This window comes from Arthrobacter sp. NicSoilB8, assembly GCF_019977355.1.
Lineage (GTDB): Bacteria > Actinomycetota > Actinomycetes > Actinomycetales > Micrococcaceae > Arthrobacter.
In genome coordinates this window covers 2002500-2024217 of sequence record NZ_AP024655.1, presented here as the reverse complement: position 1 = coordinate 2024217, position 21718 = coordinate 2002500, and the positions used below count along the sequence as shown (strand labels likewise).

Genomic DNA, 21718 nt, shown 5'->3' with positions numbered 1-21718 from the left:
CCCACCGGCGCGAGCTGGCCTCGCCTTTGGCGGCCTAGCGTCGGCGGCCGGATGAGGGTCTTGGACTGGGAAGCTCACCGGATCTCCTTTGATCTCAGTGCGTAGGCTTTCTCTGCTGACTTCGCCACAATCAACGCTATGTCCGGGTGGCGCTGCACCGGCATGGCCATCGGCGCCAACAAGGAATGAAACCGCGCCAAACTATGTCCTCTCTTGAGGGCACGCCAGAAACCCTTGCGCCGCACTTCGGCGGACACGTCGCACGCAGGAATAAAAGTGCTCCCCGGAAGCCGGAACTGGATGACCAGTCCGGCCTGCGGGGAGCACCTTGGCTGTCTATTTACTTTGCCGTGAGAACCGCATCACGGCTCCGGCTTTCATCTGCGGTTTGCAATGCATTGCCAGGTCCGGAGGCCTTCGTGAACACGAAGCCGCGGTAGTCGTCGGAGACAACTTCTTCGACCTTCTTGACGTATTTGTCGAAGCCACCCGCATACGGAATGAAATAGCGGGAGCCGTCGTATTTGTTGACGTGGACCATGTAGTTGTCCACGGCTCGCCGCAAGAGCGGCTCCGCGATCTCATTGCAGTGGTCACCCCACTCCTGCTCCGCCTCTAGGCTGGCCTCAATGCGGACCGCGCCCTTCTTTTCAGCGTGCGCAATGATGTCCGCGACAAAATCGACGTGCTGGTTGTTCCCCACGAAGAAGTTTGCAAGCACACTGGGGCTCTGCGCGCCGGTGAGCATAAACAGGTTCGGGAATCCATGCGTCATGACCCCCAAATGAGTCTGCGGCTTATGTTTCCACCGGTCGCTCGGCTGCTGGCCGTGCTCATTGCGTACGTTGGCCTGGTCGAGGGCGCCCGTAAAGGCCTCGAAGCCGAGTGCAAAGACGATGAGGTCAACGTCGAACTCATTGTTCCGGGTCTTAATGCCAGTCTTGGTGATGCGCTCGACCGGATCACTTCTCAGGTCAACGAGACTGACATTGCTTTGATTGAAGATCGGGTAGTACCCGGTGTCGATGCAGAGCCGACGGATGCCGATCGGGTAAGCGGTCGGCATCAACTTCTCGGCGGTCTCGGGATCGTCGATCATGTCGCGGATCTTGCCGCGGACGAACTCGGCGACGACGTTGTTGACATCGATGTTCGTCCCCTGGTCGGAGAAGGTCCCCAGCAGGGTCTGGCCCCCGAACGCCCATCTCGACTCGAGAATCTGCTGCTGCTGTTCCTCGGAGAAGTCTGAAGCCTTACCGGCAAAGCCCTGCATGACGTAGCCGACTGGGGAATTGTATGACTCGTCACGCAGTTGCAGAGCTTTCTTATTGAGCCGGGCCTTCTTCCTCCTGTCCGCCGGCCCATTGTGTGCAGGTATCGAGTAGTTTGGGGTCCGCTGCAGGACATAGAGGTGCCCGGCGGTCTTGGCGATCTCAGTGGCAGCCTGCACACCCGAAGATCCTGTTCCTATGAGGGCCACGCGCTTGCCGGCAATCTCAACGGGGGTTTGAGGCCAATGGGCGGTTTGATACCACTCCCCCTCGAAATCATCGAGGCCGGGGAAGTCCGGCTTCCGCGGCTTGGAGAGCTGTCCCGTCGCCATGACAAGATAGCGGGCCCAAACCGTCCGGCCGGTATTGGTCTTAACGAGGTACTTGTTCTCGTTGGGGTGCCAATCGGCGGAAGTCACCCAGGTGCTCAGCGAGAGGTTGCGACGCACTTCGAGGCGATCGGCGACATAGTTGAGGTACCGCAAAATTTCGGGTTGTGCGGCGTATCGCTCGCTCCAGTCCCATCCCGCGTAGAGCTCGGGATCGAACATGAAGGCGTAGCTGTGGCTCTCCAAGTCCACCCGGGCACCAGGGTAGGCATTGTGATACCACACGCCGCCGACGCCGTCTGCTCCCTCGAAGCCGTGTACGTCGTGTCCCAGCTCCGCAAACCTGTGGAGGGCGTAAATGCCCCCCATGCCCGCGCCGATCACGACGACGGAGTATTCCTCAGTCTCGCCCGTGGGGTTCTGGATGTGGTTGTTTGACATGACTTCGCTCCCTGGACGCGCGTCTTCACTGGTCACTGGCGTCACCACTCGTTGGATGGAACGACCCATCCTGATTTCGTACGTTTGAAAAGCCCACCGGATCTCCTTTGATGTCAGTGCGTCGGCTTCTTTGCCGATCCTCGTTCACAAATAACGCTAAGAGCCGCCGGGGCAGGACCGGCATGGCAATGGACGCCAATAAGGCGGGAAAATGCGTCAGCTGTTCACCCTCCGCCCATGCGCGGGTCAACTGATCCGGGTTTCGGCCAGCGATACGACCGCTACGGCACTCGTGGTCTCCACGCCCAGCTGGTTGATGGCCTTCACCGTGACCTCCGCGCATGCTCCATGGATCTCATCGCGGAACACGCGGGTGACCTCGCCTCCGATCCACTGGGTGTCACCGAAGACACCCGGCTGCTTAATGCGCACCGAAAGCGAGACGAGATCCGCGTCGTCCCCCATCCAGTTGGTCACGCAGTGTGCCATCCATGACACGCGCTGGTTGCCGTTGTCGTACGCGCCCGGCATACCGATTGCGTGCGCCATGGCAGCATCCTGGTGCCCCAGGCTCGGGAAGGGCTCGGAGAGGAAGTGCTCGGGACCCAGGTTCGTCGGCGCGCTTGGGTCACCGTTCCTCACCCGCTCCTGCTGGCGCACACGGGTCTCGACGCCGCGGTAGCCGGCGGTACCGATCGCTCCCGCGTAGTACGCGGTCATGGTGATGAGATCGAGCGGTCCCTTGACGACCTGCGGGACGACGTCCCCAACGGACACCGTCTCGGCAAAGCGCGTGCGCTGGCCCCGGATCTCCTCAGCCAGGATCGCCGCACGGATCTGCTCCTTCTCCTCGTCCGTATAGACGTGGGGGTCGCGCGGTTCGTGCATCCGCTGGCCCTCGGAACTTCGAGCCACGCAGACGATCGTGTTGCGTACGATCCCGACAAGCTCCTCGCCGACGAAGTAATCGGTGCGCCCCACCTGCTCCACCAAGCGACCCGACCGGCGGCCCACGCGTTCACGGACGTCTTCGACGAAGGCTCGGGCGCGAACCCGCTCGCCCAGGCGGATCGGCCGGCGGAAGTCGAGGTCGGCACCGAGGTGGATGGCCTGGATGCCCTCCGACATCCCCATCGCGACTTCGGCGTCGCACACGGAGTAGACGAATGTGGGGGGTGCGATCCGGGTGCCGTAACGCGTTGTCTGCGCGTACGAATCGGACAGCCACAGCGGGTTCTCGTCACCGATCCCCCACGCGTAGTGGCGGATTGAGTCGGTGCTGGCCTCCTCGTTCCATTGCACAACAACGGCTGATTCACCGATGAAGCTCTTCATGTAGGCGACATCTTCATCGGTGATCTGCTTTGCAGGTACGCCGGTAGTGGCTGTGGTCACGTTGTTGGTCCTAACGAGGTGGTGTGGACCGACACGACAGCGTCGACGACAGTGACGGTTGCTGTTGCCGGGTCCGCAAGGATCGGATTGAACTCGAACTCGTGGATGTTCCCGTGCTGTTCCGCCCAGGCAAGAATGTCCATCACAGTAGTGGTGAGCGCGTCGAGGGTCTGCCCGCCGGCCTCGCCGCGAAGGCTTGTGGCCACCACCCGCGCGTCAGAGATAGCTTGGCGGACCTCCGGCCGGGACACTGGCAGCGGAAGTATACTGATATCGTCAATCGCCTCAGTCATCCCGCCTCCCGCACCGATGACGAGGACTGGACCGAACTCGGGATCGCGCCGGAGCCCTACGAGGACTTCGGTCTTCCCTGGCGCCATCGCCTGGACGGAGATCGTCGCGGCCTCCCCCTGGATGGATGTCAGCTGGGAGGCTGCCGCGCGGGCGCTGTCGGAGTCATTGACGCCAATGAAGACGCCTCCGGCGTCTGCCTTGTGAAGGATCTCGGCATCATCGATTTTGATCGCTACCGGGAAGCCGATTTCCTCGGCAGCCCGGACGACGCCGTCGACATCACGGACGGCGCGGCTGGCCGGTACAGGAACGCCGGACTGGGCCAGGGATTCGGCCACCTCGCGCCAGGTCAGGTTGCACGTCCCGCCCGTTGTCACCGTCTTAAGCGCTGCCCCCACCAGATCGCCGCGGTTGGCACGGGTGCGTTGGACCTGCGCCCAGGAGGATGCGGCCGCGATGGCATCCAGTGCCCGCCCCGCTGTAGGCAGGGACAGGACTCCTGCCTTGCGCAGGATTCCGGCCTGGGCCGCCGTGACCCGGTCGTCCTCGGACAGCGGGACCACCATTACACGTACTCCCGCCGGGATGGTCATAGCGGCGATACCAGCCGCCAGCTCATCGAAGTCGTGCGCAAGCCGGGTCGCCGTCACGATAATCCACCCGCCCGACGTCGTGGTGAGAACCCGCTCAACGATGTGCAGGTAGTCGGCGGTTGTTGACTGGACTCCGACGTCGATGGGATTGCCGAGGTGATTGCTGCCCACCGCATCACCTATCGAGCGGAGCGCTTCCGGTTCGAGATCGCGGAACGTCAGGCCGCGGTCATCGGCCAAGTCGTTCCAAAGCCCCACCTGGGCGCCGGAGGTGGTGACGACGGTCAGCGCCTGGTCGCGGCCAGAAAGCTGCCCATGGAAGACGTCGAACGTCTCGGTCAGATCAAGGAGTTGCTCCGGCGAGGTGCACACCATTCCAAAACGGTGGCGGAGGACGCTTAAGGCGACGCGGCCACTGCCTGCGAGTTTCCCGGTATGGGACTGGGCACTCATCGCGCCGCGGGTGGACCGTCCCAGCTTCAGGACGATGACCGGGATACCGCGGTCCCCCGCGGCGGTTGCGGCGGCCTCAAGGTCATCGTTTGCGCTGAAGCTCTCGACGATGCAGGTGAGGACATGCGTGTCCGGATCAGCGCCCAGCCACTGCGCCCAGTCGGAAAAGCCCGTCGAAATCTCGTTCCCGGAGCTGGCCCAGGCGCTCAACCCGCTCGCACCGCGTGCAGCGAGGGACTGTATGAGCGCGTTCCCCAGTCCGCCGCTCTGGCTGAACATCGCCACATGACCGGCCGGAATCGCGGTGCGTTGCAGGACCGATGAGAAGGTTGCGGTCAGCGACCGGCCCACGTGCATGAAGCCGATGCAGTTAGGGCCGATAAGTCGGGTAGTGCCCTTGGCCAATTCCGCACGGAGCAGCTCATCGCGGTCATGCCGGCCGGTTTCACCGAAGCCGGCGGCGAACGCGACCGCGAAGGGGACGCCGAGCGCGACGCACTCGCGCAGATCCTCGATGACCCTATCCGCGGGTCCCACGAGGACGGCAACGTCGGGCACCTCGGGGAGGTCAGAGAGCGTTTCCGCCGTGGGTACACCGAGCACTTCCTTGTGCACACTGCTGACCGCGTAGAACCGCCCCTCGAATCCGAGGCGGGCAAGGTAATCGAGTGTCCGCCCTGACGTCTTCCAGGGGTCCCGGGAGGGACCAACCACAGCCACGCTCTCTGCCATCAACGGGTTATCGATGCGCACGGGGCTCAAAACAGCCTTGCTATCCAACATTTACATTCCTCCAGTCCGTCGCACGGTCGCCGGCCTGCGGGTGGCCGGGATCTCTATTGCCTCGACCACCACGCCAAGATCACAGTCGGTGTCAAAGTAGGCGAATCCGCCGTCGCCGCCCTGGCCATAACCGCGCGCCGTTTGCGTAACCCGGTATCCGGACCCCTCCATAAGCGTGATCGCGGCATCCAGGCTGTCCACGAATACGCCCAGGTGGTGGAGGCCGGTGCGGCCCTGCTCGGTGAACTCGTGGTAGATGCTGGGGCCGGCCAATGGCTGGATGAGTTCGATCTGGGGATTGGAACCGCCCATGGCAATGCGCATCGCGAAAGTGCCTTCCTCGGCGCCAAAGCGCGACCAGGGCATGAACTCCTGGTCGTAGTGGTAACAATTCCACTCTTCGATGCCGAAGGCGCGTCCGTACAGGTCGATGGCCTCGTCGAGGTCCGGGACGAGGATCCCCACCTGTCCCACGCTCCCGATCGGAACAGGACCTCCGAACCCACCTGCTGCCGACATTTCCGCAGTTTCCTTACCAACGACAGCCGCGGCACCTTCGCCGTCACCGCCAAACTCTCTTGATGTGATAGTTGCATTCATAATGTAATAACTACGCTACCCTTCTGGTTGCTGTCAACGGATGGTAGTACTGCTCCCGGACCAAGACCCCTCATGGCGATGTGGCCCTTCTTTCGCCATGTGCGTATGATTTCCGCATGGCAAGTACAACGAAAACGGCCGATAAAACGGCTACTGACTCAGAAGCACCGAAGGACCTGGTCCAGTCGGTTGCCCGTGCCCTCAATATCGTTGACGTCGTCGCGGCCTCGAGGGAGCCGATGAGGGCCCAGTCCATCGCGAGCGCAGTAAATCTGCACATCGCGACGACATCGCATCTGCTGGCGACACTTGTACATGCCGGTTACCTGGAACGTAACGAGCGCACCTACAAACTCGCTGCCGGGAAAATTCTGGATCTGAGTTCGCGGGTGGAAGAAGACTGGCGCCCCTCCCCGCTGGCGCTACGTCTTCTGAAGATGGTGGTTGAGGCTACCGGCGAAAGCGCCTTCTTGTCCGCATGGCAGGGAGGCACGGTCACCGTCGTCGCCGTGGAAGAAGGCAGCCACGCTGTCAGAGTGGCGGACCTCCGGGTCGGTGTTTCCGGCGATATTCATGCGCGGGCTTCCGGGAAAGCCCTCCTCGCCTTCGGTCCGGAATTGCAACTGCAACGGGTCCGGTCCGTAGACGGTGAACTCACACGACGAACCGACCACACGATCACCACCCTTCCTGAATTTCTGGCTGATCTTGATTTGACCCGGTCTCGTGGTTACGCACTGGACCACCAGGAATACGTCGCCGGTGTTTGCGGCATAGCAGTTCCTCTCTTCGAAGGTTCGCAACGCCCGCGCACCGCGCTGTCGATTACCGTTCCTCTTCATCGCTTCACAAATCCCGAGCACTTCCAACTGTGCCTCGATGCGCTGATGGAAGCCCGCCGCATAGACAGTGAAGAAAGCGACTCAACCCAGCCGTAGTACGTCAAGTTCCAACACGGGACCCTTGTCTCCACAAACGTTCAAGAACGTCCGGGGCCCGTCCTCCAACCGGGGAAAATCTGAAGTGGCAACGTAGGCGCACAAGCGTGTTCCTTTCGCGATCCGAATTGCAGTGGAACCCAGATCCACCGTGATTGATTCCGCACTTCCACCGCCTGGCCTGCTGTACGAAGACCCCTCGCACAGCAGCTGAGAGGGGCCGGTACCGTCGAGCGTCGCCAACTTAACAACTACCGGCGTGGGGCCTGCGCTTGCCACCTCGAGTCGGCAAGCGACAGTGCCCAGGATTTCGATATCGTCAGCCAGGGGATCCGAAACGAAGGTGTGCACATCCTTCCGCGCATGCATTGCCTCCAACATGCGTGGACCTGAGTTCGCACCCACCTTGTAGCCAGGGAAAAAGGTTCGCCCGCCGATCGTCGGAACAGGGGGTTCCAATGAGAACCCGTGCCGGTCATCCGCGCTCGTTTTAGGGCTCTCAACCACATTGGGGCGCAATTGAAGCTGCATTCGGTGGGCGTCCTGGGGCGGCCAGCTTGAGAAACATCGCCATTCATCAGCTCCCATGGAGAAAACACTCACAGGAGGAGCGGATTGATTGCCACCGTCACGCACTTCCTCCAACCAACCGAGTTGGAGCGACGTCGGGTCGAGGCTATCGAACGAGGATCCCGGACCAAACGAGCGGGCCGGGAACCAGCCGCCCATGAGCCCATGCGCCCAGGGCCCAACCAACAGGCGGTCGTGGGGATTTTGTGTGCCGGCGGCCTCCCGCCGGACAAAACTGGCAACGGTTCCCCGAAGGAAAATGTCGAACCAGCCTCCGATGACAAAAGCCGGCACTTCAACGAGACCAGCCAGTTCTGGATCGACCAGGGAACGGCTTCGATCCCGCCAGTCCTGCAGATAGGGCGCGAATTCGCCGGCTTCCTCAACCAACTGGTGGAAGGTGCGGATTCGGCCGTCTGCCACGTTTCGCTCCAGGGCTGCGATCCGCGGTCGGGTTTTCTCATCCATTCCGCTACTTGCGAGGAGGATTGATACCCAGTGTGCAAGGAATCCCAACAGGACGTTGTTATCCTCATAAAGCCAGCCTGAATGGACGTCGTCGGCGGTCACAGCGGGAACGATGCCAATGAGGCCTTCAGGATTTCTGGCTGCCGCCAACCATTGGCTGATACCTACGTATGAGCCGCCCACCATGCCGACTTTGCCGTCTGACCATGGCTGTTCGCGTACCCATTGGATAGTGTCCACACCATCGTCGGCTTCATTCACAAAAGGCACGAAGTGGCCCTCGCTTCGGAACCTGCCCCGTACGTCCTGAACCACCACCACCCATCCGCTTTCCACGGCGCGCAAAACGTTAATCCACGTGTTGGCGTGCGCTGGGTCATCCTTGCAGTAGGGCGTCCTCATCAGCACTGTGGAGCGGGGTTCGCCGTCATTTGTCCGATACACATCTCCCGAGAGCGTAACGCCGTCGCGCATTGCGATGGGGACGTGCTTTTCAACTATCAGGTTCATGGCAACCTTCGCTGTGTCGCTTTCGCAGTCGGCTGGGTGGTCACCCGGCGGTTTGGACCATGTCCAGGCGCGGGTAGTGGTCAAGCAGTTCCGCACCACTGGCCGTGACGACAACGAGGTTCTCAAGGCGTACACCTCCGACCCGGTGCTCCCCTTCGATACCTTCAATGGCAATGACCATGCCTTCTTTGATCTCCTCAGGATGGTCAAGCGACCACGACCGGGTAATAGTCGGAGGGTTGTAGTGGATTGCCCGCGACCCTGCGTTAACCAGGCCGATCCCGTGCCCGAGTTCGATGCTGAAGCATTCCGCCTCGGACGGAAAGCCCAGGTCTTCCGCGGGTGCAAGTACGGCGGCCACGTCAGCTGTGCTGGCGCCTGGTTTCATGAGCGACATCGCAAGATCCAGACGGTCCGTCAGCTTTGTGTAGGATGAGCGTTCGGCTGAGGTTGGAGCGCGGCCGACGACGTACTGACGGTAGAGGCACGCCGTGTACCCCATGTAGGAAGTTCCGCAGGTGAGCAGGTACGCGAGATCGCCATGCTCTACGATGCGGTCTCCCCCGCTGATCCCGCGGGGGAATGACAGTGGTCCGGAGAGCAGGCGGGCAGCTCCCACTTCAGCGCCGGCATCTTCGATGGCGCGACGGGCCATCAAAGCGATCTGGGCCTGCTTGGTCCCGGGCCGCAATGCGGCCCGCGTCGCCTCGAACCCTGCCGTACTCAAGCTGGCCGCCATCGAGATACAGGAGATTTCATCAGCGGTCTTGATCGTTGAGCATTCGAGCAACAGCGGGAGCCCCGGGATCGTCTCGATTCCCGCATCGGCCAGCGCATTCATACCTGGCTCATCGATCTCGCTGACTGCCAGCCGCTCGCCCGCGAGAGAACGTGATGCAAGTTCGTCGCGAATCTGGGCTGCGAAAATGGCCGATAGTTCGGCGATGGCAGAGCTGGGCGCCACGCCGCCAAGCCAGGAAATGGCGGGGCGCCACTGGGTGATCCAGGGAGCCTGGTCAGGCATTTGCTGGAGGGATCCTGCTGGTGCGAACACGATTGGTTCGTCATCTGCGAAGAACAGTGCATAGCCGACTTGGAGCGAGAATTCTCCCCACCAAAAGCCCGTCAGATAACGCACATTGTCCGCGCCCGTGAGCAGGAGCGCCGCTATACCCTTCGAACGCATCAGTGCCCGCATACGGTCAGCGCGCTCACGGCGCATCCGCTCGAGATCAACGCCGACGTGGAGTTCTGTACGCGCCGGTCCGAAGTGCAATTTCTGGTGGTTTTCGGGCATCGTTGCCTTGGCCTTTCATTTTTTTGTACCGATCGATGGTCCCGCGGCTATCGGCGGCGTCGTCCGCGGCTATGCGGTCGGGCCTTCCTAGAGCCACGGCCGTCCCGTAAAAGTTGGGGAAGCCCACCGGTTGTTCGTTGATGTCAGTGCTGCGGCGTTTCAGCCGACCGTTGTTCTGAAATAACGCTACGAGCCGGCGTACCCTGAGCGACACGGCATAGAACGCCAATGACGTAGGAAGCCACGCCAGACTTCCAATTTCAGTAGTTCAGTGGCCATCGTTGCCCTGTGCAGCGACGACCCAGGCCGGGTCGCGCCGTTCCACGAAAGCCAGGGCACCCTCACGCGCTTCCGGTCCGCTTCGCAACGGAGCGACGATTTCTTCCTGAGCAGCGAAGCGCGCCTCCGCCGCCGCATACCGCGACTCCGAAATGATGCGCTTGGCAGTCTTCATTGCAACGGGTCCATTGAGCTGGATTTTTCCGGCGAGTTCGAGCGCGGTCTCGAGCGCTTTGCCCGGGTCCGTGAGCCTGTTGATGAGACCGAGCTCGGCGAGTCGTGCCGCAGTGATTGGCTCCCCCAGCAGCGCCAGCTCCATCGCGATGTGGTAGGGCATACGGTCTGGCAAGCGGAGCAGCCCGCCGCCGGCTGCGATGAGTCCCCGCTTTACCTCGGGCAGGGCAAACGACGCCGTTGAGCTGGCGACGATCAAATCGCATGCGAGGGCAAGCTCAAATCCCCCGGCGTAGGCGTAGCCTTCGACGGCGGCAATGACAGGTTTCACCGGCGGCCTGCGGGTTATGCCGGCGAACCCGCGTCCCTCAAGGACCGGGATATCCCCTGCTGCAACCGATACGAGGTCAGCGCCCGCGGAGAAATATCCGCCAGCTCCGGTGAGGATGGCGACACTTGCAGAATCATCGGCATCAAACGCGTCGAACGCAGCCGCAAGCGCCAGGGCGGTGGGCCGGTCAATCGCATTTCGCTTGTGCGGACGGGTGATCGTTATGACGCGAACTCCTCCGGAGTTGCTGACATGAACACTTGGCTCACTGACGTTGTTGTTTGCTCCGGCTTGGGGCTTGGTCTGTTGCATGTTCATCCTTTAGGTCGTACTGAGGAGGAGAGAGCAACATGGTTGCTCTCTCCTTTGTCGGCGGCGTTTTTCAAATAGTGAACGCAGCTAGCGTGATACGATAGTATCACTGCTACGTTTCGCGGAAACTCTTTCTCGTCGTAGCCATAACCTCCGACGAAAAGAAGGGAAAGCCCATGAAACCCGCACAAAGACTCCGGGAACTGCTTGCGGACTCCAAAATGATCATCGCGCCGGGAGCCTACGATGCACTCTCGGCGAAGTTGATTGAGCAAGCCGGCTTCGACGTCGTGCTCATCGCCGGGGGTACCTACTCCAACTTCCATTACGGGGTGCCGGACAACGGCTTCATCTCCCAGGGAGAGCTCATCGAGGCCGGCAGGCGCATCACTGCAGTCACCGATCTGCCACTCATTCTTGACTTCGATGATGCAGGAGGATCGCCGCTTCAAGCATTCCGCGGCGTCCAGCTTGCCGAGCAAGCCGGCGTCGCAGCCCTGCTCGTCGAAGACATGGTGCCCGCAACGAAGCACTTTTGGACACCCAGAGACGGCGGGGAGCGCTGGAAGCCGCAACTCAAACTTCGCAGCGTCGAGGAGATGAGCGACATCATCCGTGCTTGCGTGGAAGCCCGGACGTCCCCGGACACTGTGATCGTGGCCCGCTCGGACGCCAGCCGCTTTGGCTTTGACAATCTCGCTGAACGCATGGCCGCCTATTCTGCTGCCGGCGCAGACATGCTCTATCCGTGCGGCTACCCCCTTCTCGACTTGCCCAAGCTCTCGGCAGTGGTTCCGGGCAAGTACGTCATGGTGACCGTGAAGAATCCCACCTTGGAGGAGCGTCAGGAACTCGAAGACGCTGGTGTGAAGATGCTGCTGGTCATCAACACAGTGAATGGGGCCGTGGCGGGCTTTCGCGAGAATCTGTCTCTCCTTGCGCGTGGTGAATTGCTCGAGGGTGAAGCAGAAGGCGGCGCTTACATACCCATCATGGAAGCAATCGATGCGGCAGAGTGGGCCCGGCGGGCCCGCCACTTCGGTTATTCCTGAGAGACTTTCCGGACGCAACCGTTCCTGGCCGGCCCCTAGGCCCGGCCAGGAACGGAACCCGTCGTTCTCATCCAGCGGATTTCGCGTGGCGAAGATCTTATGTCCCTAGTTGTGGCAGTTAAACACGAGCAGAAAGCGCCGACGACATCTCAAGTCGTCGGCGCTTCCGTTTGCCTCAGGCGGGCGTCTTGACGCCCGCGGCCAGTTCCGGTCCGGTGAGCGGAGTCGGATTCCAGCCCTCGCCCATGGCAACAAGACCTTCGGTCATCATTCCGTGGCTGACCGCGTCATTCATAGTCTTCTTGAGTTCGTTCACCATCAGCATCCGCGTGGAACGCAGCGTCAGCGTAGGCTTCGCAGCCAGCATCCGTGCAAGTTCATATGCCCTGGTGACTACCTGATCCTTGGGCACCACTTCGTTCACCGCACCCCATTCGTAGGCCTGCTGTGCAGTGATCTCCTGGCCGGTGAGGTGGAAGTACCGGCCGCGGTTCAAACCAATGACGAGCGGCCAGATAATCTGCATCCCGTCGCCGGGAATGTTCCCCTGGGAGAAGTGTGCATGATCGGCGAACACGGCGTCCTCCGAGGCGATGACGATGTCGCACAGCAGCGCCTGCTCATTGTGGTACCTCGCGGGACCGTTAACTGCGGCAATCATCGGGACTTCGATGTCGAGGTGGCCGAGCACAAGGCGCTTGGCGTCGTGATGCAGACCGAGCCAGATCTCGGGGGTTACCCAGTTCTTGTTTTCAATCGGGGCTTCCTTGTCGATGAAGGTGTCGCCCGCCCCGGTGATGATGACGACGCGGTTCCCCCGGTCCCTGCTGATGTCATCCCAGAGCGATGAAACATTGTCATGGACTCCTACACCCCAGACGACGTCGCTGCCGTCCGTGTGGAACGTGACAAGCAGAATGCCGTCTTCGTCACGTTCCAGTTTGATGTGCTGGTACTTGTCCTTGTAGTCATCAAACGTTATCCACGCCATCGTGAATCTCCTTATTTCTGTGATTGAGCGATGAGTTGCGGCTACAGCGCTACTTGTCTAGCCACTGACCGAACTATCGTAATATGAACCTTATATACAAATAGCGCAAGTTCTCAAGAGTAGAGATCGAAAAAGAGCGCCGGGAAAGCGGAATGTTCGGGCCCTGTCCTCATCCTCCCGGCGGCGGCAGGTTGAGTTCTCCCGGAATCATGGAGCTGTCGTCCGGCCGGCGTAAGCGAACAGGGCGCGGTCCACGGCGGCCGGGTCGTTGCCGTCCAGGCGGGCAAGCACGTGGCCGTCTGGCCGTACAAGGATGGCCTCATCCCCGTGTACACGGTAGGCGGCCGCCCACTCGGCCTCGGCAGCGACGAAGTCCCCAAAGGGACCGAACGTCACCACGCGGTGTGGAATGCCGTGAGTCTCGGCGCGCCGCGCTGCCTCCAGTGCAGGTTCCGAACCGGAGCGCGCGAGGACGGTCAGTTCACGTCCGAACAAGTCAAGCGTTGAGACAGTGCCCTCAGCGTTGAGCCAGACATGCGGGGCGCGTTCACCCACGGCAGCAGTTGGGGTGAAGGTTCCCACGGGCCAGCCGGCATCGGGTGATGTGGCTCCGGCAACCGCTCCACGGTCGTAGCGGAATCCGATGTCCAGGCCGGGGTGTACGAAATTTTCCGGCCGGAAGGAGCGCGGGCCTTCATCGGCGTTGCCCACAATGGATCGGAAGTTGCGGACAGCTTCGGCCATATTGAACTGTGCGACGGGCCGCCGCTCCACTTCGTAGGTGTCCAGGAGGGCCGGATCCGCCCATCCCTTAAGAACGGCTGCCAGCTTCCAGGCGACGTTGTGGACGTCCTGAATGCCGGTGTTTTGGTTGAACCCGCCGTAAGGAGGCATGACGTGCACCGCGTCTCCGGCGAGCAGGATCCGGCCGGATTGGTAGCGGTCGGCCACCCAGGCCCCCACGGTCCAGGTCCGGGCGTCCATCAACTCCACCGACTCATCGGGATCGCCGATCGCGTCGCGTATTTGCGTCGTCCAATCGATGTCCTCGAAGGGCATCCTGTCCATGACCAGCGGGCGGCCCAGCATCGCCACCCGGTCGGTCGCGTCCACGGGAGCGATCACGACAGCCCCGATCGTGTCCGGATTATCGAGATAGATAAAACTGGACGGGTCGCCTGTCCGCCGCTGGATAACAGGTGAACGGAACAGCACGCTCACCGCCGTCTGCAGGTCCTGATCGCCCGTCGTCCCGATCCCCAAGGCGGTGCGCACCTGGCTCGCGGCGCCGTCGGCCGCGATGACATACTTTGCGGCGACGTCCTCCGGGCCACTGTCACTGGTGACGGACACGAGGACCTCTGCCCCTGTGTCGTTTACCGTCGATACCGTCCTGCCGAACTCGATCGTGACGGTGTCCTCAGCCTGCGCCGCATCAACCAGGATGGGTTCGAGCACGTCCTGGGAGCACAGCACCACGTCCAGGGTCTCCGGACCGAGGCTGGTGTCCACGGGTCCATTCGCAGTCCCGTTGCTGGTAACCACTGAACGCCACGGCGATACGGCATCGCTTCCCAGCAGGCGGCGTGGTCCGCCGGGAAGCGCGGCTGCCCGCACTTCGTCAGCGAGGCCGAGTTCGCGAAACACCTCCATGGTGCGGCAACTGACCGCCCGGGACCTGGGGTGGCGCGACCGCTCGGTTCGTCGCTCGACCACGAGCGTATCGATACCGAACCGTCCCAAGAGGATCGCCGCCGAAAGCCCGACCGGACCGGCTCCGATGATCAGGACGTCGACGCTGCGCTTAGCGGGTTCGTTCCGCTCGTTCACTGGCTGACTCCTGCAAACTCCGTCAGCTCGGGCTCCGTGATGCGGGAGTCCATGTACGTCAGTTGGCCGCACGGCTGCATCCTGGCGCGCAGCACATCATCGAACGCCGCGCTGACATCGAGGGGCGTCCATGTCTCGCGGGTGAGGGCGGAGTCGACGACGGCGGGGTGCGAAAGCAGCATCAGGTCATGCCCGTTCGCAAAGCGGACCACCTGACCGTTTACTCCCTGGCTGAGGTCGGACAGGAGATAGACGACCACTGGGGCGTTTGTGGAAGGCGGCGGCGCGACGGGGTTGCCGCCGAAGAACTTCGTGTAAGCCTCGGTGCCCGCCGTCATCATCGGCGTGTCGGCGTGGGGTGCCATGGCGTTGACCCGGATGTATCCACCTTCGGCGCCGAACTCGGTGGCCCAGGCGAAGGTCAACGAGGCGATCGCCGCCTTGGCTGCAGCATAGGCGCTCATCATCCGAAGGCCCACAACCGCGCCCGAGGTCACGTTGACGATCGATCCCCGTCCCTCCATGGCGGCGAGTCCGTGGACAGACATGAAGTAAGTACCACAAACGTTGATGTCGACGTGGCGGCGAATGTGCTCCTGGGTCTCCTGCCCGGCAGTTACCGTCTCCAAGTAGCCGGCGTTGTTGACCAGTCCGTCAAGCTTCCCGAAGCGTTCCACCGCAGAAGAGACCAGCCGCTGGCAACTGTCCCAATCAGTGACGTCCGCCGCGAGGGCAAATGCTTCGCCGCCGGCCCGGTTGATTGACTCCGCCACGGCCTCGGCGCTTTCGGCATTAATGTCGGAGACAACCACGCGGGCGCCTTCCGCAGCGGCCGCGCGTGCATACGCCTCGCCGAGGCCGCGGCCGGCGCCGGTGATGAGGACGTGCTTTCCAGCGATGATTTGATCGCTAGTCATTGAGATGCTCCTTTGCATTCGTAGTCTGGACCGGGGGATGCTTTTCCCCAATCCGTGGCATAGGTCGGGTCACGCGGATAGCGGTCACCGAAGTTGGACGTGGGTGGGATACCGAACAGCTCGGCGACGTCCGCTTCCGGGGCGAGTCGTTGCGCCCCGTCCCAAACGCAAGTCCTCGCGAGCACCTTCCACTCCCCCTGTCGCCGCTCGCACAAATCCCGGTATCGGCCAAACAGCAGGTCGGTAGGGCCGCCGTCGGCCGGCACTGCCAGGTAGATAAACGCTGTTTCACGCTTTGCCTGGTTGCCGTTCAGTTCAATGAGTATGTTGGTCACGAAGTGGCTGGCCTTGTGGGAGGACTCCCGCCGCATGGAATACGCCCAGTCGCAGAAGTCATGGGACAGGCCCACGAACATGCCATGATCTTCAGTCGCTTCAGGCCAGTAGGTGGACTTCATCAGGCCAAGGTCCTTGCGGTCCATGCCTCGGCAATAGCGGATCATGTTCTCGTTCAACTCCTGCTTGGCAACGAGGACCCGCAGTTGCTGCAGTTCGGCGGCCCAGTCCACCGTGTTGCCGTTGTTCGACGCAGCCTCCTTCATTGGCTCAAATACTCCAGTCATCTATCAGCCCAGGGACAGGAGCAGTGCCTCGCCCTGCCCGCCTCCACCACACAGGGCCACCGCGGCCTTGCCCCTTCCGCGGCGCTGGAGTTCGTACACGGCCGAGACGACGACACGTGCCCCCGAGGCGCCGATGGGGTGTCCGAGAGCAATGGCACCGCCGTTGACGTTGACCCTGTCCATCCCAATTCCGAGCTGCGCCGCCGAGTGGAGCGCCACGGAGGCGAACGCCTCGTTAATCTCCATGAAGTCCAGCTCCCCCACGGTCCAACCTGCGGCTCCGAGCGCCTTCGCAATGGCCTGGGCGGGTTTGTCTGGCAGTGATGTGTCCGGACCTGCGATCTGTCCATGTGCCCCGAGTACCGCCACGACCTCTAAACCGTGGGCTTCCGCATAGCCGCGCGTGGTCAGAACGACGGCGGCAGCGCCATCCGTGAGCGGCGAGGCGTTGCCCGCCGTGACGGTACCTGTGGGGGAAAAGGCCGGCCGAAGTTTGCTGAGGGAATCCTCAGTGCTGTCCGGCCGGACGCCCTCGTCGCTGCCGGCCAGTTCAGGCGCTCCCCGACGACGAGGCACTTTGACCGGAACAATTTCCGTATCGAAGTACCCTGCGTCCTGGGCCGCTGCTGCCCGCCGGTGGGAGTCTGCAGCGGCCTTGTCCTGCTCGGCGCGCCCGATGCCGAGTAAGTCATTGGCACGATCAGTGTTGAGGCCCATTGACTCGTGGTCGAAGGCATCGGTGAGTCCGTCGCCGGCAAGGGCGTCTGTCAGCACGGCGTCCCCGTACAAGTGCCCGGCGCGCGAACCGGGAAGCAGATGCGGGGCATTGCTCATTGATTCCTGGCCTCCTGCGATGACCACTTCCGCTTCTCCAAGCTGGAGCAGCCGGCTGGCTTCGATGATCGCGCTCAGCCCGGACAGGCACACCTTATTAACGGTGACAGCGTGGGCACAGAGCGGGATCCCCCCGGCTACGGCTGCCTGCCGCGCAGGGTTCTGGCCGGCCCCTGCCTGGATCACCTGGCCCATGACAACGGCGTCAACAGCATCAGCACTGATGCCTGCCCTGTCCAAAGCGGCAGCGATTGCAACCCCGCCGAGCTCGACGGCGGACACCGAGGCGAGCTGGCCCATCAACCTGCCCTGGGGAGTCCGGGCAGCCCCCACGATGACTACATCTTCCTTACGGTTCACTTCTGCTCCTTGGCCTGCGGCCGACGGTGAATTGTCACGAGTTCAGCTGTAGATGGCCCGATGCAGTCGGACAAGGTAGTCGGCGGTGACTTCCGAATAGTCCGGGAACCGTTCGGTGATGGCTGCAAGCGCGATGTCCCGTCGCTGCGGGAGCCGGGCCTTATCAGCGGCGGCAAGGGCCTCGGGCAACTTCTGGCGCGTAAAGTCGGTGCAATAGCTGGGCGCTCCGGGCTGCTGGCGCCAGGAGTCCGCCAGGGATCCGGCGTCGACCGCGTCAAACCCGGTCTCCTCGACGAGGGCCATTGCTACCGCTTTGTCGCGATCGCGATCCGCGGCCACAGGGATCGCGATCCGGTCGGGATCCCCATCTTCTCTTCCATAGGCTTCGAAGGACCCGGCCGTGATGGCGTTCCAGGCCTTCGCAACCGGGCGCCCGAGCTGCTCGGTAATCCAGACGCTTTCGACCTTCCCGTCTTCCAGGGCTTCCACCCGCCCATCACGCAGTGGGTAGTAGTTGGATGTATCGATGATGACGGTGTTGGCCGGGAGGCCGGTGATAAGAGTTTTGACCTCGGGCATCCGGCTGAGCGGAATGGACGTGATGAGGACATCGACGTCGGTGACAGCGCTGCTTGCCTCTACTGGTCGGGCACCCGATGCCACAATGTCGGAATTGATGGTTTCGGGGCCGCGGGAGTTCGCAACCTTAACATCATGGCCGGCTCCACTCAGCTTGCGGGCGAGTGTGGCGCCTATCGAACCTGCTCCTAGAATGCCGATCTTCATGAGAATCCTTGTTTTGAGTTGAGAGCCAGTTTTGGCCGTGACTTTGCCGCTAAGAGATGGTGATGCAGCGACGCGGTCACCTTGAGACGTCTGCTGCGTTGGCCGGGAGGACCTCGTCCAGTTCGGGCGCCAAGTACACCATCTGGTCACGGAACGACTCGCTCGCGGTGCGGAATGCCCGCAGGTCGCCGTCCTTCATGAGCGCCTCCCCGCTGTCGGCCCAGCTCTCGGGCGTAGGTGCTTCGACCTTCATTCGCGGCATGCCGGCAATTGCCACGCGACCGGCTGCGACTCCGGCGATCTCAAACGTTTCGCCGAAGACTGTTGTGTCCTGGTGTGCCAGCCACGCCACGAAGGCAGACACCGAGCTCGCCGGAACCGTCGTGCGCATGGCGTCCTTAATGACAGGGTTGGGGAAGGCGTCCTCCGTCATCGGCGTCAAGGCCACCGGCATCAGGGTGGTGACTTGAACTCCCACCTCGCGGGCCTCGGCGGCGAGGGTGATGCCGAGACCCCAGATGGCGGCCTTGGCGGCGTTGTAGGCCGAGTCGGTTGGCACGCCCATGACCCCGTTCGAGGAGATGTTGATAAGCCGGCCACTGCCTGAGGCAATGAGGTGTGGCATGGCTGCACGCGAGACTCCGACCACGCCTTTAACGGCCACGTCGAAGATGCGCCACCACGTATCGGATTCCATCTCCCAGAAGCGGCCGAACGCGTTAATCCCGGCGTTATTCACGACGATGTCAAGCTGCCCAAAGGAATCGAGGGCGGTCTGGACGATCTCAGGCGCCTCGTTGACGACGTTATGGCTGTCAACCACTGCGGTGCCGCCTGCGTTGGTTATCTCGGCCACAGCTTCGGCCGCATTCGCCGCGTTGACGTCATTGACGACCACCCGCGCTCCGCGGGAGGCGAGCATCTTTGCGTGCTCGCGGCCCATTCCCTGCCCCGCGCCAGTGACGATTGCCACCCGGCCCTTGAAATCAAGATTGGTCATTTTCAGTTGCTCCATTTCTTTTAATCCGGATGGCAGTGCCACTTACTTTCCGGCCAACCAGCCGCCGTCGACCGCCAGGGAAATCCCGGTTACCATGCGGGCCTGGTCAGAGCAGAGCCACACAACCGCATCTGCCTGATCCTCGGGTTCGGCCAGCCCGCGCATCGGAATCGCCGACAGAATCCTTTCCCGGAATTCGGGCGGGTTCTGCTCGAAGGCGTTTTTCATCATGGGACTCGTCGTCGACCCCGGGGTGAGAGCGTTGATACGGATGCCAAGGGGGCCGTAGTCCATGGCCGCGTTCCTCGTAATGCCGACGACGCCGAACTTCGAGGCGGTGTACGGGGCGTTGTTGGCGATTCCGACGAGGCCCGCAGCAGACGCAGTGTTGACGATCGCACCGCCTCCGGTCTTCAGCATCGCGTTGACTTCGTGCTTCAGGCAGTAGAAGGTGCTGTACAGGTTCACCTTCATGACCCGGTCCCAGGTCGCGCTGTCGGTCTCCCCAATAGGTGCGAAGACACCGTTCATCCCGGCATTGTTGAAAGCGAAGTCCAGCTGCCCGAAGTTGGACACCGTCGCGTCGACAAGGGCCTTGACCTGCTCCTCGTCGCTGACATCGCACTGGAAGAAGACAGCCTTCCCACCAGATGCTGCGATGATCTCCACCGTTTCGCGCCCGGCTGCCTCATCAATATCGGACACCACTACGCGCGCGCCGTTCTTTGCGAACGCCAGGGCACCTGCCCGGCCAATGCCCGAGCCTGCGCCGGTGACGAGGCCGGCTTTGTCCTTCATCATCAATTTCTCCTCATTCATTAGTAGCTCTCTCCAACGTGGACGTTGTTGTCATAGTTGCGGCGCGATTCCTGCGGGAGGAACCTGTCCTCGGTTTCACGCACGTAGTCGGTCAAGGGACGGCCGAACATTGCGCCCCAGCCGATGCTGTCGGGGCCATCGTTCAAGTGGTCGATGTACTCGCCGATGGGTGTGGCCTCGCCCGATTCCTTGACCTGCATGAGCAGGCGCCAAACCTCTTTGACCCCCGGTAGCACGAAAGCCACGGGCTGAATCGCCTGGCCGATCGCGGTCATCTCGGCGACGGTCTTACGTCCGATCAGCGGAACCCCGACGGCGTAGGCGGGTCCGGGTGTCTCCTTCAGCGCGAGTTCGGCCTGCTCCCAGGTATGGAATCCCTCGTAGAAGATGACGTCCGCGCCGGTCTCGGCTTTGTAGACCTGCGCGCGGCGGATCGCCTCGTCGACGCCGCCTCCGGCGGCACCGTAGCCGTCGGTGCGGGCGACGATAACGAAATCTTTGTCCAACCTGTCGCGGGCTTCGACGGCGGCGTTCAGTCGTCCGATGGCCTCGGCGTCGGAAACCAATTCGATCCCGGCCACACCGCCCGATTTCTTGGGCTCCCGCTGATCCTCAATGTGGATTCCGGCGACGCCCGCGTCGATGAACTCGGACACCGTGCGCTGCACGTTGATGGGCGCACCGAAGCCAGTATCGGCGTCGCAATAGATGGGAATGTCAGCGGCGCGGGCAGTGCGCTTTGCATGCTCAACCACCTCGGTCAGGGTGAGCCATCCCGTGTCGGAGACACCCTGCCACCAGGCAGACATGCCGCCGGAGAGCTGGAACGCGTCGAAGCCCGCGTGCTGCGCCATCTGAGCGTGGAGCGGCAAGGCGCCGAACGGCACCAGCGCCGTCTCGGGACTGTCGAAGACTGCACGCAACGCCTTGCCGGGTGAGGTCAGACTCATGATGCGACCTCGGGGGTGTTGAAACCGACGGTGACCACGACGTAGACGCAGTCCTCGTCGTACGGGTTCTTCCAGGCATGGGGCACGCCGGCCATGACGAGCAGGTCTCCCGGAACGAGCGTGCGCTTCTTCCCTCCGGGGAGTACGAGGTCCACCTTGCCCGAGATGACCACCTCGTAGTCGATGGTGTCGCTCGCGTGCATCCCGGCGTCGCCGTCGTCGTCGGTGGCGGTCATGCTTTCGTCCAGCGTCGCCGCGTCCACCTCCCCCGAAGAGTTCGCGGGGAAGCTGCTGATGCCGAAGGTGGATCCATTGGGTCCTGCGAGGGCGACCTTGCTTGGAGGGGCACCGAAGTTCGTTTTGCTGTGGCCCCCGTCCACAGCCCAGAAAAAGGCACCCGCTGCCACGCCGGGGAAGTCGAACTCGGCGGCCGGGCCGACTTCGAGGAAGTCGGCTTCGCCGGACTCGTTCGGTCCCGCGACGACGAGTTGGAATTTCTTAGGATCAGGAAAAGTCAT

Annotated in this window: 19 protein-coding genes; 2 read left to right on the top strand and 17 right to left on the bottom strand. The window is 62.3% G+C overall.

The window, feature by feature from the left end:
- Positions 1-340: 340 nt before the first annotated feature.
- From LDO15_RS08985 to LDO15_RS08970, 4 genes are all read right to left on the bottom strand, one after another.
- Positions 341-2041, bottom strand: coding sequence for an NAD(P)/FAD-dependent oxidoreductase (locus LDO15_RS08985; protein ID WP_223986149.1), 1701 nt, complete (start codon positions 2039-2041; stop codon positions 341-343).
- 246 nt (positions 2042-2287) lie between these two features.
- On the bottom strand, positions 2288-3436 hold the full coding sequence (locus LDO15_RS08980) for a MaoC family dehydratase N-terminal domain-containing protein (RefSeq protein ID WP_223986145.1): 1149 nt from the start codon (positions 3434-3436) through the stop codon (positions 2288-2290).
- Positions 3433-5559, bottom strand: coding sequence for an acetate--CoA ligase family protein (locus LDO15_RS08975; protein WP_223986142.1), 2127 nt, complete (start codon positions 5557-5559; stop codon positions 3433-3435). The genes LDO15_RS08980 and LDO15_RS08975 overlap by 4 nt, the downstream gene beginning before the upstream one ends.
- Positions 5560-6078 (bottom strand): VOC family protein, encoded by a 519-nt coding sequence (locus tag LDO15_RS08970; protein WP_223986141.1) that lies wholly within the window; start codon positions 6076-6078, stop codon positions 5560-5562.
- 197 nt (positions 6079-6275) lie between these two features.
- On the opposite strand from LDO15_RS08970, the gene LDO15_RS08965 reads away from it, so the two are divergent.
- Positions 6276-7097, top strand: a complete 822-nt coding sequence (locus LDO15_RS08965) for an IclR family transcriptional regulator (protein WP_223986140.1) — start codon at positions 6276-6278, stop codon at positions 7095-7097.
- Here the strand turns inward: LDO15_RS08965 and LDO15_RS08960 are convergent.
- From LDO15_RS08960 to LDO15_RS08950, 3 genes are all read right to left on the bottom strand, one after another.
- Positions 7083-8645 carry a CocE/NonD family hydrolase gene (locus LDO15_RS08960; protein ID WP_223986139.1) on the bottom strand — a complete coding sequence of 521 codons (1563 nt, stop codon included), beginning with the start codon at positions 8643-8645 and terminating at the stop codon, positions 7083-7085. The two genes, LDO15_RS08965 and LDO15_RS08960, sit on opposite strands and share 15 nt — an antisense overlap.
- Before the next feature lie 40 nt (positions 8646-8685).
- Positions 8686-9942: a M24 family metallopeptidase gene (locus tag LDO15_RS08955; RefSeq protein ID WP_223986138.1), complete on the bottom strand. Its 1257-nt coding sequence runs from the start codon at positions 9940-9942 to the stop codon at positions 8686-8688.
- 268 nt (positions 9943-10210) lie between these two features.
- Complete coding sequence (locus LDO15_RS08950) at positions 10211-11038, bottom strand: crotonase/enoyl-CoA hydratase family protein (protein ID WP_223986136.1); 828 nt, start codon at positions 11036-11038, stop codon at positions 10211-10213.
- 176 nt (positions 11039-11214) lie between these two features.
- Here LDO15_RS08950 and LDO15_RS08945 point away from each other — a divergent pair, with 176 nt between their 5' ends.
- The gene (locus LDO15_RS08945) at positions 11215-12090 is read left to right on the top strand and encodes an isocitrate lyase/PEP mutase family protein (protein WP_223986134.1); all 876 of its coding nucleotides are present in this window, start codon (positions 11215-11217) and stop codon (positions 12088-12090) included.
- 175 nt (positions 12091-12265) lie between these two features.
- Here LDO15_RS08945 and LDO15_RS08940 read toward each other — a convergent pair whose 3' ends face one another.
- The 10 genes from LDO15_RS08940 to LDO15_RS08895 form a co-directional block, all read right to left on the bottom strand.
- Positions 12266-13081 carry an enoyl-CoA hydratase-related protein gene (locus LDO15_RS08940; RefSeq protein ID WP_104187857.1) on the bottom strand — a complete coding sequence of 272 codons (816 nt, stop codon included), beginning with the start codon at positions 13079-13081 and terminating at the stop codon, positions 12266-12268.
- A gap of 207 nt (positions 13082-13288) precedes the next feature.
- Complete coding sequence (locus LDO15_RS08935) at positions 13289-14911, bottom strand: FAD-dependent monooxygenase (RefSeq protein WP_223986131.1); 1623 nt, start codon at positions 14909-14911, stop codon at positions 13289-13291.
- Positions 14908-15828, bottom strand: coding sequence for an SDR family NAD(P)-dependent oxidoreductase (locus LDO15_RS08930; RefSeq protein WP_223986129.1), 921 nt, complete (start codon positions 15826-15828; stop codon positions 14908-14910). The genes LDO15_RS08935 and LDO15_RS08930 overlap by 4 nt, the downstream gene beginning before the upstream one ends.
- Positions 15825-16430: a nuclear transport factor 2 family protein gene (locus LDO15_RS08925; protein ID WP_223986127.1), complete on the bottom strand. Its 606-nt coding sequence runs from the start codon at positions 16428-16430 to the stop codon at positions 15825-15827. Before LDO15_RS08925 ends, LDO15_RS08930 begins: the two co-directional genes overlap by 4 nt.
- Positions 16431-16454: 24 nt before the next feature.
- Positions 16455-17645, bottom strand: a complete 1191-nt coding sequence (locus LDO15_RS08920) for an acetyl-CoA C-acetyltransferase (protein ID WP_223986125.1) — start codon at positions 17643-17645, stop codon at positions 16455-16457.
- A 42-nt stretch (positions 17646-17687) separates the two neighbouring features.
- Positions 17688-18431, bottom strand: a complete 744-nt coding sequence (locus tag LDO15_RS08915; RefSeq protein ID WP_223986123.1) for an NAD(P)-binding domain-containing protein — start codon at positions 18429-18431, stop codon at positions 17688-17690.
- 76 nt (positions 18432-18507) lie between these two features.
- Complete coding sequence (locus tag LDO15_RS08910) at positions 18508-19431, bottom strand: SDR family NAD(P)-dependent oxidoreductase (protein ID WP_223986121.1); 924 nt, start codon at positions 19429-19431, stop codon at positions 18508-18510.
- A gap of 42 nt (positions 19432-19473) precedes the next feature.
- The gene (locus LDO15_RS08905; protein WP_223987226.1) at positions 19474-20232 is read right to left on the bottom strand and encodes a glucose 1-dehydrogenase; all 759 of its coding nucleotides are present in this window, start codon (positions 20230-20232) and stop codon (positions 19474-19476) included.
- Between the two features lie 17 nt (positions 20233-20249).
- On the bottom strand, positions 20250-21200 hold the full coding sequence (locus tag LDO15_RS08900; protein ID WP_223986118.1) for an isocitrate lyase/PEP mutase family protein: 951 nt from the start codon (positions 21198-21200) through the stop codon (positions 20250-20252).
- Positions 21197-21718 carry a cupin domain-containing protein gene (locus tag LDO15_RS08895; RefSeq protein WP_223986115.1) on the bottom strand — a complete coding sequence of 174 codons (522 nt, stop codon included), beginning with the start codon at positions 21716-21718 and terminating at the stop codon, positions 21197-21199. Before LDO15_RS08895 ends, LDO15_RS08900 begins: the two co-directional genes overlap by 4 nt.

Excerpts from the sequence above, each read along its gene's own strand:
- LDO15_RS08895 (WP_223986115.1), bottom strand. The coding sequence starts at position 21,718 with ATGACTTTTCCTGATCCTAAGAAATTCCAACTCGTCGTCGCGGGACCG.
- LDO15_RS08925 (WP_223986127.1), bottom strand. The coding sequence starts at position 16,430 with ATGAAGGAGGCTGCGTCGAACAACGGCAACACGGTGGACTGGGCCGCC.
- LDO15_RS08960 (WP_223986139.1), bottom strand. The coding sequence starts at position 8,645 with ATGAACCTGATAGTTGAAAAGCACGTCCCCATCGCAATGCGCGACGGC.
- LDO15_RS08950 (WP_223986136.1), bottom strand. The coding sequence starts at position 11,038 with ATGCAACAGACCAAGCCCCAAGCCGGAGCAAACAACAACGTCAGTGAG.
- LDO15_RS08910 (WP_223986121.1), bottom strand. The coding sequence starts at position 19,431 with ATGACCAATCTTGATTTCAAGGGCCGGGTGGCAATCGTCACTGGCGCG.
- LDO15_RS08975 (WP_223986142.1), bottom strand. The coding sequence starts at position 5,559 with ATGTTGGATAGCAAGGCTGTTTTGAGCCCCGTGCGCATCGATAACCCG.
- LDO15_RS08985 (WP_223986149.1), bottom strand. The coding sequence starts at position 2,041 with ATGTCAAACAACCACATCCAGAACCCCACGGGCGAGACTGAGGAATAC.
- LDO15_RS08900 (WP_223986118.1), bottom strand. The coding sequence starts at position 21,200 with ATGAGTCTGACCTCACCCGGCAAGGCGTTGCGTGCAGTCTTCGACAGT.
- LDO15_RS08905 (WP_223987226.1), bottom strand. The coding sequence starts at position 20,232 with ATGATGAAGGACAAAGCCGGCCTCGTCACCGGCGCAGGCTCGGGCATT.
- LDO15_RS08940 (WP_104187857.1), bottom strand. The coding sequence starts at position 13,081 with ATGGCGTGGATAACGTTTGATGACTACAAGGACAAGTACCAGCACATC.
- LDO15_RS08915 (WP_223986123.1), bottom strand. The coding sequence starts at position 18,431 with ATGAAGATCGGCATTCTAGGAGCAGGTTCGATAGGCGCCACACTCGCC.
- LDO15_RS08955 (WP_223986138.1), bottom strand. The coding sequence starts at position 9,942 with ATGCCCGAAAACCACCAGAAATTGCACTTCGGACCGGCGCGTACAGAA.
- LDO15_RS08965 (WP_223986140.1), top strand. The coding sequence starts at position 6,276 with ATGGCAAGTACAACGAAAACGGCCGATAAAACGGCTACTGACTCAGAA.
- LDO15_RS08970 (WP_223986141.1), bottom strand. The coding sequence starts at position 6,078 with ATGTCGGCAGCAGGTGGGTTCGGAGGTCCTGTTCCGATCGGGAGCGTG.
- LDO15_RS08945 (WP_223986134.1), top strand. The coding sequence starts at position 11,215 with ATGAAACCCGCACAAAGACTCCGGGAACTGCTTGCGGACTCCAAAATG.
- LDO15_RS08930 (WP_223986129.1), bottom strand. The coding sequence starts at position 15,828 with ATGACTAGCGATCAAATCATCGCTGGAAAGCACGTCCTCATCACCGGC.